We start from the raw sequence: 14,963 nt of genomic DNA, 5'->3' as shown, positions 1-14,963 counted from the left end.
GCGTACCGTGGGCGGGATGCAGCGCTTCGGGATCGGGCTGGCGGCCGTGGGCCGGCCGGCGTACATCACGGCAGGGCGCGACGACGACCTCGGCCCCGCGGCCGAGCGGAGCGTCGACGCGCTGCGCGAGCGCACGCACCTGCTGCTCGACGCGGCGTGGGACGCCGGCGTCCGCTTCCTCGACGCCGCGCGCTCCTACGGGCGGGCGGAGGAGTTCCTCGGCGGCTGGCTCGCCCGGCACCCCGAGCGGCGGGCGGCGCTCACGATCGAGTCGAAGTGGGGCTACGAGTACGTCGGCGGGTGGGCGATGGACGCCCCGGTCCACGAGCGCAAGGAGCACTCGGTCGCGATGCTCGACCGCCAGTGGCCGCTCACGCTCGACGCGCTCGGCTCGGCGCCCGACTCCTACCTCGTCCACTCGATCACTCCCGAGAGCCCGGCCCTCACCGACCGACCGCTGCTGGACCGCCTCCGCGGCCTCGCCGGCTCCGGAGTGCGCGTCGGCCTCTCCACCAGCGGACCCGAGCAGGCGCGCGTGATCGAGCTCGCCCGCGCGATCCCGGAGTCGCCGTTCAGCGCGGTCCAGAGCACCTGGAACCCGCTCGAGCAGTCCGCGGGCCGGGCGCTCGCCGCCGCGCACGACGACGGCTGGCTGGTGGTGGTCAAGGAGGCCCTCGCCAACGGGAGGCTCGTGGCGCACCCGATCGAGCACGCCGGCGCCGCGCCGGACGCCGTCGCCCTGGGGGCGGCCCTCGCGCAGCCCTGGGCCGACGTCGTGCTGAGCGGCGCGGCGACTCCGGAGCAGCTGCGGGCCAACCTGCGCGCGCGGCCCCTGGAGCTCCCGGACCTCCCGGCGCTCGCCGTGGATCCGGCCCGCTACTGGGCCGAGCGCTCCGCTCTCGACTGGACCTGAGAGCACTCGAACGAAGTGAGGCGTGCGCTCCGGCGCCGCACGGGATAGCGTTCCTCTCAGCGCCCCGTCTGCCCTCTCTGCGAGGGCTGGCGCGCGGATCGGCCCTCGTGATATCGCCCGAGGGGATCCGCTCCGGCCCGCCACCCCTCTTCGAGTGCGGGCGAATCGAGCTTTCCTCCCCACCCTTCCGAGTACCCCCGCCGGTCCTAGCGTGACGCGCAGGTCGTCGATGCGGCCGGCTCGCCACCACCCCCAGGCGAGCGTTCGATCCTCGATCCGACGCCCAGCGGAGTGCCCCCATGTCCCGTGCCCGAACAGTCCTCCTCGTCACCGCCGCCCTCGTCGCGGGCCTGCTCACGGCGCCGAGCGCCGCGTCGGCCGCGACTCCCGGGACCACTCCCGTGACGGGCTTCGAGAGCGGCTCGCCCGCGCTCGCGACGGTGACCGGCACGGCCTCCACGGCCGTCTCCGACGACAGCACGGAGGGCGACTCGTCGCTCGAGGTCTCGTACGACGTCACCGGGGGGCTCGCCGAGCTCGGCTTCGACCCGCTGCAGGCGCCCGTCATCCCCGCGCCCGCCTCGGCCCTGACGGTCGACCTCCGCGGCGACGGCTCCTACAACACCGTCTACCTGCGAGTCCGCGACACGAGCGGCGAGACCTTCGTGCACCGCGTCGACGCGATGCGCTCGACCCAGTGGCAGACGCTCACCGTCGACCTGACCGCGGAGCCGGTGGCCCGCGACGGCGGCGACGGCAACGGAGTCATGGACGCGCCGCTCACCGTGGCCGGCGTCCTCGTGGTCCGCAACGGCGAGCAGCCGCCGACGGGCACGTTCGCCCTCGACGACCTGCGCGCGGACACCACCGGCTGGACCCTCCCCGTCGCCGCCTCGACCTACGTCGCCGCCGGGGCGAGCGCCGCGCTCTCCTTCGACGCCGGATCCGCGGGCGACTGGGAGGTGCGGCTCGCGGACGCCGCCGGGCTCTCGCGCACCCTCACCGGCACGGCCGCCGCGGCGGGTCCCGTCACCGTCGACTGGGACGGACGCGACGACTCCGGAGCCGCGATGACCGGCGACGTGCGCGCGGTGCTCCGCCAGGACGACTCGGCCGACGGCTCCCTCGGCGCCGCGACGACGACCGGCGTCCCGTTCCTGCTCACCCTGGCCGCGGCCGACGACCCCGACGCGACCTCGGTGGTCGAGGCCTTCGACGGCGGAGACGCCGGCTGGGGAGTCGCCACCGGATCCGCCACCCTGCGCCGCGCCTCCGCGGCCGGGGGCGGCGCGACCGGCACCGAGGGCACCGACGCGCTCGCCGTCGACTACGACCTCACCGACGGCATGGCCGGCATCACGCGGACCGCTCCGCTCGACGTCGCCACCGGCCCGGTCACGGGGCTGAAGGTCGACCTCAAGGGCGACGGCAGCTACAACACGGTCTACCTCCGCGTCACCGACGCGAGCGGCGAGGCGTTCACCTACCGGATGGACGCGATGCGGCAGACCACCTGGACCACGGTGCCCATCGACCTCACCCAGGACCCGGTGCTCGCTGAGGGGGGCAACGCCGACTCCGTGCTCGACATGCCGCTGACGCTGACCGGCTTCTACGTCGTGCGCAACGGCGAGCAGTCCGCCACCGGCTCGCTCGTGCTCGACAACCTGCGCGCGGTGAGCAGCCGGTGGACGATGCCCGTCGCCGACACCGAGTTCCTCGTGCCGTCGGAGGGCGGAGTCGCGAGCCTCGCGTTCTCGGCCGCCACGGCCGGCGACTGGATGATCGTCCTCCGCGACGGCACCGGCCGCAGCCGCTCCCTCACCGGCACCCTCGCGGAGCCCGGCGAGACCGCCGTGCAGTGGGACGGGAAGGCCGACGACGGACAGGAGATGGACGGCCCGATCCGCAGCACCTTCCTGCAGGACTCGACCCCGGACGGGCAGTTCTCCGCGTCGCGGACCCGCTCGGCGACTCCGACCCTGCTGACCGTCGCCGCGGCGCAGCCGTCGACGACCAGCGTGGTCGAGGGCTTCGAGGGTGCGGCGTCGGGCTGGAGCGTCGCGATGGGCTCGGCGGCCGTCTCGCGCACCAGCGCGCAGAAGACCCAGGGCTCCTACGCGCAGCGGATCGACTACGACGTCTCGTCGGGCCTGGTCGAGACGGTGCAGAGCACCCCCGCGACCGTGATCGCGAAGCCGGCCTCGTCGCTCCGGATCGACCTCAAGGGCGACGGCACCTACAACACCGTCTACACGCGCCTCCGCGACGCCTCGGGCGAGACCTTCACCTACCGGCTCGACGCGATGCGCTCGACGGCGTGGGCGACGATCGACGTCGACCTCACCGCTCCGGCCGCGCTGATCGAGGGCGGCGACGGCGACCAGGTGCTCGACTTCCCGGTGAAGCTCTCCGGCGTGATCATCGTGCGCAACGGCAGCCAGCCCGCCACCGGGACCGTCGTGCTCGACAACCTGCGCACCCTCGCCACCGGCTGGTCGCTGCCGACGGCCGCGACCGCGTTCTTCACCCCCGGCGCCTCGGCGACCACCTCGTTCTCCTTCACCGCGGCAGGCCCGGGCGACCACCGCCTCGAGCTGCGCGACAAGGAGGGGCGCGTGAAGACGATCACCGGGCGTGCGGCCGCGGCCGGCCCGGTCACCCTGACCTGGGACGGCTCGGACGACTCCGGGACCCGCATGCGCGGCGACGTCAGCGGCGTCTTCTCGCAGGACGGGACGGACGACGGCGTCCTCGCCTCGAATGCCACCCGCAGCGGGATCCCGCTCCTGCTGACCCTTGCGGAGATCGACGCGGACGCGAGCCTCGCGCAGTCCTTCGACTCCGCCGGGACCGACTGGGTGCAGGCCGCCGGCACCGCGACCCCCTCGACCTCGGCCACCCGCACCGAGGGTTCGGGCGCGCTGAAGATCTCCTACGACCTCTCCCGCGCCGACGCCGAGATCGAGACCGCGACGACTCCGGTGCCGCTGCTGACGCAGCCCGCGACCGCGCTCAAGGTCGACCTGCTCGGCGACAGCAGCTGGAACACCGTGTTCCTCAAGCTGCGCGACGCCACCGGCGAGATGTTCTTCTACCGCGTCGACGCGATGAGCCTCAGCCGGTGGACGACCGCGACGATCGACCTCCGGTCGCCCGCCGCGAACACCCACCTCGGCAACGACGACGGCGTGCTCGACTACCCGGTCTCGCTGGTGCGGATCAACGTGGTGCGCAACGGCGCCTCGGCCCCCGCCACCGGCACCGTCGTGCTCGACAACCTGCGCGTCCTCGACAAGGACTGGACGCTGCCGACCGCGAGCGCCGCGCGCTTCTCCCGCGAGAACGCGGCCACCACGACCGTCCGCTTCACGGCGGGCGGGCCCGGCGACTACGCCCTGGTGCTGCGCGACAGCGCCGGCCGCACCCGCACCTTCGGCGGGACCGCCGCCGCCGCGGGCGAGATCACCGCGGCCTACGACGGCACCGACGACAGCGGAGCCGCGATGGCCGGCAGCATCGCCGGACGCCTCACCTGGGACACGACCGCCGACGGCGCGCTCTCGGGAGCCGCCACGGCGACCCGCCCCTACCTCACCGGAGTGAGCGCCCGGGTCACCGAGGCGTCGCCCACGTCGATCAGCGGCATCAACAGCTTCCTCACCGAGCAGGACTCGCCCGTCGAGGCCGACCGGCAGGCCGCCCTCCTCGAGGACGCGCAGGTGCGCTGGGCCCGCGAGGAGTTCGAGTGGAAGCGCGTCGAGCCGCGGAAGGGCTTCTACGACTGGGCGAAGTTCGACCAGGCCGTCGCGATCAGCCAGGCGCGCAACGTCGACATGATCGGGAAGCTCGCCTACTCCGCGCCCTGGGCCTCGTCGGCCCCGGCCGGTACCGCGGCGGAGGACGCCCAGTACTACCCGCCGCGCAGCAACGCCGACTTCGCGTCGTACGCAGCGGCGACCGTGGCCCGGTACAAGGACCGCGTGCACGTCTGGGAGGTGTGGAACGAACCGAACACCGACTACTACTGGCGCGGAGGCGCCACGGCCGGCCAGTACGGCGAGATGCTGAAGGCCGCGTACACGGCGATCAAGGCCGTGGACCCGACCGCGACCGTGCTGGTCGGCGGGCTCGACCAGTTCAGCGACCCGTTCATGGCGGGCGTGCTGGCGGCCGGGGCGGGCGACTCCTTCGACGGACTCGCGATCCACACGTACACGGTCGACGGAGCGCCCGAGACGGGAGCGATCCCGACCTACCTCGACGCGGCGCAGAACTTCCTCACCCGCAGCGCGCCGGGCCGGAGCCTGTGGATCACCGAGGTCAGCTGGGCGACCTGCACCACCTGCACCGGCGCCACCAGCGAGGCCGACCAGGCGTCGTACCTCTCGCGCTCCTACCTCGACGCCGCGGCCCGCGGGATCAAGGCGATCGCCTGGTACAACCTCGTCGGAGGCCCCGACCCGCAGGCGCCGCTGGACACCTTCTCGGTGACCGAGCGCTCCGGACGGCAGAAGCCCGCGTACGCGGCGCTGAAGGAGGTCGGCGCGGTCCTCGCGACCGGCACCGCGCTCGGCCGGGCGAGCGCGACCGCCTCCGCCTCGCCGGTGAAGGTCGACGACCTCTCCTCCACGAGCGGGTGGGCCGTGGCGCCGATCGGCGGCGGGACCGCCTCGCTGGCCGCGACGTCGACCGGCTACTCCGGCTCGGGCGCGCTGAAGCTGACGTACGACTTCTCCGGCGCCTCGAAGGGCGCGCAGCTCCACACCTCGCGCACCCTCCCCGGCTCGCCGACAGCGGTCTCGGTCTGGGTCAGCGGCGACGCGAGCACCAGCCCCGTCTACCTGAAGCTGCAGGACGCGACCGGGGAGACCTTCCAGGGCCTCGTCGGCAACGTCGGCGGCTCGCCGTGGCAGAAGATGACGCTGTTCTCGGACGGGCTGAACGCCAACTACACGCACTCCGGCGGCGACGGCGACGGGGTGTGGGACTACCCGGTGAAGCTCGTGGACGCCTTCGTCTACAAGGCGATGTCGGGCGTCTCCTCCGGCACGGTCTCGATCGACGACGTGACCGCCGACTACGGAGTGAACCTGCACGGGACGGTGCTGCAGACGCCGACCGAGACGGTGCAGGCGCTCTACACCGCGGGCCCGTCGACGGCCTCGGTGCAGGTCTCGGGGGCGGCGGCGTCGATCCGGACCACCGCGGGCAGCACGGCGCTGACCGTAGCCGACGGTCACGCGACGGCGACGCTCGGCCGGACGCCGGCGTTCGTGGTCTCGGCGCCCGCGGTGACCCGCCCCGGCGGCACGACGACGCTCGACTGGATGACCGGCGACGGCGCGACGACCAGCGTCGCGGTGCTCACGGCGTCCGGCGGAGTCGCGAAGCAGCTGACCTCGTCGATCCGCCACCTCGCGGGCCGGCAGACCCTCGCCTGGGACGGACGCCTGACGAACGGCGCCGTCGCCCCGGCAGGGTCGTACAGCATGCGCATCACGACGACGACGCTCGACGGACGCACCAGCGTGCAGAAGGTCGGGTTCACGCAGCCCTGACGCGGGCCGCTGCGGGGCGGCCGCCTCGACGACTCCTGGAGTCTCGGGACGGCCGCCTCCTCGACTCTCCAGGAGTCGTCGCAGTGGGGTGTCGAGTGCGACGACTCTCGGAGTCTCGGGGCGGCCGTCCTCCTCGACCCTTCAAAAGTCGTCGCATTCGGCGTCGAGTGCGACGACTTCTGGTCAGTGGGGAGCGACGGCCGGCGCTCAGAGGGCGGCGAGGATGGCCGCCGCCGTGGCTGCGTCCGTCACGAGCGTGTTGATCAGCGAGCCGCGGACGGCGCCGATGATGCTCGCGGTCTTCTCGGCCCCGACCGCCACGCCCACGGCCTGCGGCACGGCCGCCAGATCCTCGCGGGAGACGCGGACCATCCGGTCGCTGCCGGGGAACTCGAGGGCGCTCCCGTCGGCGTGGAAGAAGTCGAGGGACGCGGAAGCGCACCGCCCCCGGAGAGACGGTGCGCTTCTGCGACGGATCAGACCGCGACGAGCCAGGTGAGCTGCGAGTGCGGCTCGACGATCAGCGGGCCGAGCTCCCTGTTGAACTCGGCTCCGTAGTCGGCCGAGATGTGCGCCTGGAAGGCGTCCTCGTCGCGGTAGACCTCGTAGACGAAGAACCGGGCCGGATCGTCCTCCCGCCGGTAGGGCGTGAACTCGACATTGCCCGGCTCCCGGCGGACCAGGACGGCGAGGTCGGCGATCATGCCGGCGACCGTCTCCTCGTGACCGGGCTTCGCGGTGAACTCGGCGTAGAGGATGCGGGCGCTCATGCCGTCGCCGCCCCGGTCATGATCGCGACCGCGTCGGTCATCGAGTGCGACTGCGGGGTGATCGTCGCGGCCTTCTTGCCGAGGCGCTGGATGTGGATCCGGTCGGCCACGTCGAACACGTGCGGCATGTTGTGGCTGATCAGGATGACCGGGATGCCGCGGTCGCGCAGATTGCGCACGAGCTGCAGCACCTGGTTCGACTCGCGGACGCCGAGGGCGGCGGTCGGCTCGTCGAGGACGACGACCTTCGAGCCGAACGCGGCGGCGCGGGCGACTGCCACGGCCTGGCGCTGTCCCCCGGAGAGGTTCTCGACCGGGACCGTGACGTCCTGGAGGGTCGAGATGCCCAGCTCGGTCAGCTCGGCGCGCGCCTCCTTGCGCATTCCGGCGGTGTCGAGCATCCGGAAGACGGAGCCGAGGATCCCCTTCTTGCGCTTCTCGCGGCCGAGGTAGAGGTTCGAGGCGACGTCGAGCGCCGGGGAGACGGCGAGGTTCTGGTAGACCGTCTCGATGCCGGCGCCGCGGGCGTCCTGCGGGCGCTTGAAGGTCACCGGCTGCCCGTCGAGGAGGATCTCGCCCTCGTCGGGGATCTCGGCGCCGGTGAGGCACTTGATCAGCGTCGACTTCCCGGCGCCGTTGTCGCCGATGATGGCGAGGACCTCGCCGGGGTAGAGCTCGAGGCTCACGCCGTCGAGCCCGACCACGCGGCCGAAGGTCTTGACGAGGCGCTTGGCCTGCAGGACGGGGGTGCGGGCGGCGGCGGGAGCGGTGCCCGCGGCATCGATGAGGGTCACTTGCGAACCTTCCGGATCCACTGGTCGACCGAGACGGCGACGATGATGAGGACGCCGACAGCGAGCGTCTGGTAGAGGACGTCGAGCCCGGCGAGCGAGAGCCCGTTGCGGAAGACGCCGACGATGAGGGCGCCGAGGAGCGTGCCCCAGACCGTGCCGCGCCCGCCGAAGAGGCTGGTGCCGCCGATGACGACCGCGGTGATGGAGTCGAGGTTGAGGTCGGCTCCGGCGTTCGGGCTCGCCGCGTTGGTGCGGCCGATCTGGATCCACGCGCCGATGGCGAGGATCGCGCCGGCGGCGAGGTAGACGCTCATCAGGACGCGGTTCACGCTGATGCCGGCCAGGCGGGCGGCCTCCTTGTCGTCGCCCACCGCGTAGACGTGGCGGCCCCAGGCGGTCTTGCCGAGGATGAACGCGATCACGATGTAGACGAGGAGCATCAGCAGGACGCCGTAGCTGATGCGGACGCCGAGGATGTCGAAGGTGCCGCCGGTGGAGGGCAGCAGGGCCGGCATGTCGGTGCCGCGGACCGTGGAGCCGCTCGAGTAGAGGAGCGTCAGCGCGACGAAGATGTTGAGCGTGCCGAGGGTGACGATGAACGGGGGGAGCCGGAGCTTCGTCACGAGCAGGCCGTTGAAGGCGCCGGCCGCGAGGCCGACGACCAGGCCCAGGAGCAGGGCGACGACCGCCGGGAGGCCGTTCTCGGTCGCGGTCTGCGCGATGACCATCGAGGTGAGGACCATGACCGCGCCGACCGAGAGGTCGATGCCGGCGGTGAGGATGATCAGCGTCTGCGCGACGGCGAGGGTGCCGACCACCGCGACCTGCTGCGTGATGAGCGAGAGGTTCGACGGGTCGAGGAAGCGGTCGTTCAGGAGCCCGAAGACGATGACGGCCAGGACGAGGACGACCGCCGGGCTGACGGCCGGATAGCGGTGCAGGACTCCGCGGACACGGTCCAGCGGCGTGCGGCGGTCGAGGAACTCGCTCGCGAGGTCGAGTGCGGAGGTCGGCGGATTCGGGTCGGTGGTCTTCTGAGCCACGATGGCCTTTCTGGAGTCGCTGGGAGCGGGAGGAGGAGGGCGGGGCGCCGGAGCGCCCCGCCCGCGGTGGGCTACTCGCCCCAGCAGATCCCGGCGGCGTCGTCGGAGGTGATGCTGTCGAGGCCGTCGACCGGGGTGTCGGTCACCAGCTGCGAGCCGGTGTCGAAGAAGTCGAGGCCCTCGCTGGTGCTGGGCTTGGTGCCGTCCTCGGCGAGCTGGGCGATCGCCTCGACGCCGAGCTGGGCCATCTTCACCGGGTACTGCTGCGCGGTGGCGCCGATGAGACCCTCCTTGACGTTCTTCACGCCGGCGCAGCCGCCGTCGATCGAGACGAGCAGGACGTCCTTCTCCTTGCCCGCGGCCTGGAGGGCCTGGTACGCGCCGTAGGCGGCGGGCTCGTTGATCGTGTAGACGACGTTCACGTCGGGGTTCTTGGACAGGAGCGTCTCCATGGCGGTGCGGCCGCCGTCCTCGGCGCCCTGGGTGGCCTCGTTGCCGACGATCTCGTAGTCGCCGCCGCTGTAGCTGCCGGTCTTCGCCTCGTCGCCGTTGGTCTGGTCGTCGGCGACGTCGATCCCCATGCCGGTGAGGAAGCCCTGGTCGCGGTTGTAGTCGACCGAGACGACCTTGTCGTCGAAGAGGTCGAGCATCGCGATGGTCGCCTTCTTCCCGTCGAGCTGCGCGGCGGTCCACTCGCCGATGGCCTCGCCGGCCTTGAAGTTGTCGGTGGCGAAGGTGATGTCGACGGCGTCGGCGGGGTCGGGCGCCGTGTCGAGGGCGATGACGAAGAGACCGGCGTCGCGCGCCTTCTGAATGGCGTCGACGACGGAGGGGCCGTTCGGGGTGATCAGGATGCCCTTGTCGCCCTTCGAGATCGCGTTCTCGATGGCCTGGATCTGGGTGTCCTCGTCGCCGTCCTCCTTGCCCGCGGCGAGCGTGAGGTTCACGCCGGCGGAGGTGGCCGCCTCCTTGGCGCCGTCCTCCATCGCGACGAAGAAGGGGTTCGTCGTCGTCTTGACGATGAGGGTGACGCCGACGCCGTCTCCGCTGCCGGCGGTGGAGCCGGCGTCGGACGAGCCGGGGCCGGAGCTGGAGCAGGCGGTCATGCCCAGGGCCGCGAGGATCGCGACGGAGCCGAGGCCGATGTACCGGGTGAGGCGAGGGGAACGGTTCGTCATTGAAAGTCCTGTTCATAAGGCGGGAGCAGCCTCCCGACAACGATGTCAGAGGTAGGTCTATCGGGTCGGTGACGCTAAGGTCAAGCGATCCTCCAGAAAGCGAGACCCGACCGTGACATCGTTGTCAGATCGAAGCGGCGCCGGTGCAGGCCGCCGTCCGACCATGAAGCACGTCGCCGCTCTGGCCGGAGTGGGCATCAAGACGGTCTCCCGGGTCATCAACGGCGAGCCGAACGTGTCGGCCGCCACGATCGAGCGGGTGCAGGCCGCCGCCTCGCAGCTGCAGTACCAGCCGGATCTGCACGCCGGGAACCTCCGCCGCTCCAACGGGCGCACGAACACGCTCGGACTGCTGGTGGGCAGCGTGGCGAACCCCTTCTCGGGTGCTCTCCACCGTGCCGTCGAGGATCTCGCGAACGAGCGCGGGGTCGCGGTCTTCGCCTCGAGCCTCGATGACGACCCCGCCCGTGAGCGCTCCTCGGTGAACGCCTTCGTCTCGCGGCGCGTCGACGGGCTCATCCTGACCACGGTCGCGCCCAGCCAGGCCTACCTGGGCGTCGAGGTCGACCGCGGCACGCCTGCGGTGTTCGTCGACCGCGTCCCCACGGGGATCACGGCGGACGCGGTGATCACCGACAACGCCGCCGGCATCGCCCGCGCAGTGGGGCACCTCGCCTCCTTCGGGCATCGCCGCATCGCGTTCCTGGGCGACCGGCCCGAGATCTTCACCGCTCAGGAGCGGGAGCGCGGCTTCCTCGAGGAGATGAGCCGGCTCGGTCTGCCGGTGCCGCCCGCGTACGTGCGCCACGGCGCCCACGACGAGCACGCGGCGGAGGAGATGGCGACCGCTCTGCTCGACCTCGAGGTGCCGCCGACCGCGATCGTCGGCGGGCAGAACCTGATCACGATCGGCGTGCTCGCCGCGCTCCGCCGTCGTGGCGCGCACGGAAGGGTCGCCCTGATCGGCTTCGACGACATCCCCCTGGCGGAGCTCCTCGAGCCCGCCGTCTCGGTGATCGCGCAGAACCCCGCGGTCATCGGGCGGACGGCCGCCGAGCGGGTGTTCCTCCGCCTCGACGGCGAGGACGAGCCGGCGCAGACGTTCGTGATCCCCACCGAGCTGATCGCCCGCGGCTCCGGCGAGGTGCCCTGCCCCGACTGAGAGGAGGTGGAGCGGGATCTGATCCTTCTCGCAGACCGCTCTTGAATTGTCCGGAGGACAGTCCGTAGATTGCCCAGCAATTGACAACGTTGTCACTCGTGACACGCGCAAAGAAGGGCGTTCTTCCGTGCTTTCTCCTCATCGCTCGCTCCCACGGCGCAGCGGCCTGGTGGCCGTCGCCGCCGCGCTCTGCCTCGTCGGCGGCGGGCTCTCCGTCCCCGCCGTCTCCGCCGCTCCGCTCGACGCGGCAGCGGAGACCTACCGTCCGGCGATCCACTACTCGCCGACGAAGAACTGGATGAACGACCCGAACGGGCTCGTCTACTACGAGGGCGTGTACCACCTCTACTACCAGTACAACCCGCAGGGGACGCGCTGGGGGAACATGAGCTGGGGCCACGCCACCAGCACCGACCTCACGCACTGGACCGAGCAGCCGCTCGCGATCCCGGGCGACGCGGAGTCGGACATCTTCTCCGGCTCGATCGTCGTGGACAAGGACAACACCTCCGGATTCGGCACCGCCGAGAACCCGCCCCTGGTGGCGATGTACACGGCCGCGTACAAGACGGGGGAGCAGGCGCAGGCGCTCGCGTACAGCACCGACGCCGGGCAGACGTGGACGAAGTACGAGGGCAACCCGGTCATCGACCGTGACCAGAACGACTTCCGCGACCCGCACGTGTTCTGGTACGACGGCGGCACCCCGGAGTCGTCCTACTGGGTCGTCGTCACGGTCGAGGCGGACGACCACAAGGTCCTCCTCCACAAGTCGACCGACCTGCGGAACTGGACCGAGCTCAGCGAGTTCGGCCCGGCGAACGCGACCGGAGGTGTCTGGGAATGCCCGGACCTCTTCCCGCTGGCGGTCGACGGCGACCCCTCGAACGTCAAGTGGGTCATGGTCGTCAACCTCAACCCGGGTGCAGTGGGCGGCGGCTCCGGCGGCCAGTACTTCGTCGGCGACTTCGACGGCACCACGTTCACCTCGGAGTCGACCGTCGGCTCCGACACCCTCCCCGAGGGCACGACGCTCGCCGGCTTCGACGACGGCACCTACAACGGCTGGACCGTGGACAACGAGCCCGGGAACTGGAAGAACGGGCCCTTCGCCTCCACTCCCGCCACCGGGCCGATCGACGGCCAGCAGACCGTCAGCGGCTTCGCCGGGACGGGACTGATCAACGGGTTCAACGACGGCGACTGGCCGATCGGCTCGATGGAGTCGCCCGACTTCACGATGGACCAGGACCACCTGAACTTCCTCGTCGGCGGCGGGAACCACCCGCACATCGACGGCACGCAGCTCGCCAACGACCCGCCCGCCGGGAGCGAGCTGCTCTTCGAGGGCTTCGAGTTCCCGGACCAGCAGGGCCTCGCGGACAACGGCTGGGCAGTGACCGGCGACCTCGCCGACGGCACCAATCCCTCGACCAGCGGCGGCGAGTTCTTCCTCGGCCAGAAGCGGATCAACACCTTCGACGGCGGACCGAAGGGCGACGACAACCGCGGCACCCTGACCTCGCCGGAGTTCACGATCGACAGGAGCCACCTGAGCATGCTCGTCGGCGGAGGCTTCCGCCCCGAGGGAGACGCCCAGACCCTCGAGGTGCAGCTCGTCGTCGACGGCGAGGTCGTGCAGACCACCGCCGGCACGAACGACGGCGCCCTGAACTGGAAGAGCTGGGACGTCTCGGCCTACCAGGGGAAGGCGGCGCGGATCGTCGTCGTGGACGACGCGACCGGCGGCTGGGGTCACCTGACGGTCGACCACATCGTGCTCGCCGACGCTCCGGCGCAGGTGCGCTCGAACGAGACGAGCGTGAACCTCGTCGTCGGCGGCGAGATCGTCCGCACCGCGACCGGCAGCGACAGCGAGACGCTGGACTGGACGAGCTGGGACGTCGCCGACCTCGCCGGCCGCACGGCGCACCTGCAGGTCGTCGACAACAACCGCGCCGGCTGGGGCCACATCCTCGCCGACCAGTTCATGCTGTCCGACGAGCCCGCGCAGAGCCGCCTCGTCGACTACGACTGGCTCGACTGGGGCCGCGACTACTACGCCGGAGTCACCTTCGACAACGCGCCCGACGACAAGCGGATCATGATCGCGTGGATGAACAACTGGCAGTACGGCGAGGCCGTCCCCACCGGAACCTGGCGGGGAGCGATGGCGCTCCCGCGCGAGCTCTCCCTCGAGACCGTCGACGGCGCCCCGAAGCTCGTGCAGAAGGTCGTCGATCAGACCGCGGCCCTCGAGCGCGGCGACGAGGCGTTCACGCTGGGCGCCACGGACATCGCCGACGGGGAGACCGCACTCCCGGCCGCGGCCGAGGGCAGCGTCTACAGGCTCGACGCCACCTTCAGCGCCGGGGACGCCGACTCCTTCGGCCTCTCGGTCCGCAACTCCGCTGACGGCTCCCAGCGCACGCCGATCACCTACGACGTCGCGTCCGGTCAGCTGAGCGTCGACCGCACCCGCTCGGGCGACGTCGGCTTCGACGCCGACTTCCCGTCGGTCGAGACCGCCCCCGTGGCGCTCGACGACGGCGAGCTGCACCTCGAGCTCTACGTCGATCACGCCTCCGTCGAGACGTTCGCGCAGGGCGGACGCGCCACGATCACCGACCAGGTCTTCCCCGACCCGAGCAGCACGGGAGTCTCGCTCCTCTCCTCCGGAGGGACGGCGCGCCTCGAGAGCCTGACGGTCACACCGCTCACTCCGTCGATGTTCACCGATCCGGCGGCGGTCGCCTCCCTGACCCCTGCGGGCGCGGCGCAGACCGTCGAGACCGGAGCGGCGATCGCCGGCCTCGGAGTCACCGCAGCGAACGCGGCCGGCGAGCCGGTGGCGGGCGCGGACGTCGCGTACACGATCGAGGGTCCGGCCCGCTTCGCCGACGGAGGCACGACCGCCGCCGCGACGACCGGCGCCGACGGCTCCGCTCCGCTCCCCGCGGCCACGGCGGGCCCCGGCACGGGTGCCGTCTCGATCACCGCGGTCTCGGGAGGCGTCAGCCGACTCCTCCCCGCCGTCACCGTCGTCGCCCCGGCGACCCGGGTCGACGTCGACGTGACGATCACCGGCGTGAAGCGCGGCGGCTCGGTCGTGCTGACCGCCACCGCGACGAACGAGGGGAGCACGCCGGTCCGTCTCAGCATCCCGACGGCCTTCGGTGAGCTGAAGGTCGCCTCGCTGGCGGCGGGCCGCACGAAGACGGTCTCGGTCGACACGCACCTCTCGCGGGTGCCGTCGGGCTCGTTCCGCGTTACGGCGACCGCACCGGACGGGACCCGGGAGACCTTCCGGGTGGCGTACCGCGGTACCGGCAAGTAGCGGCGAGGAGGGGCGGCGGCTCCGGGCTGGACCCGGGGCTGCCGCCCCTTTCCCGCGCCCGCTGCCGGCCGACGGACGAGCCTGTCGCGCGAACGGGACTCCGATGCGTCACGAACGGTCGTCACGCACGGCCGGAAGCGACCGTTCGTGACGCCTCGATCGCGGGCCGCGGACCGTGCGCGGGGAGCGCCGCACGAAGCGGGGC

Annotated in this window: 9 protein-coding genes; 4 read left to right on the top strand and 5 right to left on the bottom strand. The window is 72.0% G+C overall.

The genetic code is table 11. The annotated features are described in order from the left end of the window. The first annotated feature begins 16 nt into the window (after positions 1 to 16). A complete protein-coding gene (locus tag C5D36_RS01730) occupies positions 17 to 913 on the top strand; it encodes an aldo/keto reductase (protein ID WP_104295152.1) in 897 nt (298 codons plus the stop codon). Positions 914 to 1,212: 299 nt separating this feature from the next. Further along, positions 1,213 to 6,474, top strand: a complete 5,262-nt coding sequence (locus tag C5D36_RS01725; RefSeq protein ID WP_104295058.1) for a FlgD immunoglobulin-like domain containing protein — start codon at positions 1,213 to 1,215, stop codon at positions 6,472 to 6,474. Positions 6,475 to 6,681: 207 nt separating this feature from the next. Here the strand turns inward: C5D36_RS01725 and C5D36_RS01720 are convergent, their stop codons facing one another. From C5D36_RS01720 to C5D36_RS01700, 5 genes are all read right to left on the bottom strand, one after another. Next, complete coding sequence (locus C5D36_RS01720; RefSeq protein ID WP_258062848.1) at positions 6,682 to 6,951, bottom strand: sugar-binding domain-containing protein; 270 nt, start codon at positions 6,949 to 6,951, stop codon at positions 6,682 to 6,684. After that, positions 6,951 to 7,244 (bottom strand): putative quinol monooxygenase, encoded by a 294-nt coding sequence (locus tag C5D36_RS01715; RefSeq protein ID WP_104250283.1) that lies wholly within the window; start codon positions 7,242 to 7,244, stop codon positions 6,951 to 6,953. The genes C5D36_RS01720 and C5D36_RS01715 overlap by 1 nt, the downstream gene beginning before the upstream one ends. Continuing rightward, a complete protein-coding gene (locus tag C5D36_RS01710; RefSeq protein ID WP_104238957.1) occupies positions 7,241 to 8,038 on the bottom strand; it encodes an ATP-binding cassette domain-containing protein in 798 nt (265 codons plus the stop codon). Before C5D36_RS01710 ends, C5D36_RS01715 begins: the two co-directional genes overlap by 4 nt. After that, positions 8,035 to 9,081: an ABC transporter permease gene (locus C5D36_RS01705; RefSeq protein ID WP_104238958.1), complete on the bottom strand. Its 1,047-nt coding sequence runs from the start codon at positions 9,079 to 9,081 to the stop codon at positions 8,035 to 8,037. The genes C5D36_RS01710 and C5D36_RS01705 overlap by 4 nt, the downstream gene beginning before the upstream one ends. Before the next feature lie 71 nt (positions 9,082 to 9,152). After that, positions 9,153 to 10,259 (bottom strand): substrate-binding domain-containing protein, encoded by a 1,107-nt coding sequence (locus tag C5D36_RS01700; RefSeq protein WP_104238959.1) that lies wholly within the window; start codon positions 10,257 to 10,259, stop codon positions 9,153 to 9,155. 163 nt (positions 10,260 to 10,422) lie between these two features. Here C5D36_RS01700 and C5D36_RS01695 point away from each other — a divergent pair, with 163 nt between their 5' ends. Then, on the top strand, positions 10,423 to 11,421 hold the full coding sequence (locus C5D36_RS01695; protein WP_104295056.1) for a LacI family DNA-binding transcriptional regulator: 999 nt from the start codon (positions 10,423 to 10,425) through the stop codon (positions 11,419 to 11,421). A 298-nt stretch (positions 11,422 to 11,719) separates the two neighbouring features. Then, complete coding sequence (locus C5D36_RS01690; RefSeq protein ID WP_104295151.1) at positions 11,720 to 14,758, top strand: GH32 C-terminal domain-containing protein; 3,039 nt, start codon at positions 11,720 to 11,722, stop codon at positions 14,756 to 14,758. The last annotated feature ends 205 nt before the right edge of the window (positions 14,759 to 14,963 follow it).

Source organism: Rathayibacter sp. AY1C6, from assembly GCF_002931535.1.
GTDB lineage: Bacteria > Actinomycetota > Actinomycetes > Actinomycetales > Microbacteriaceae > Rathayibacter.
This window is presented reverse-complemented; position numbering and strand designations above follow the sequence as displayed.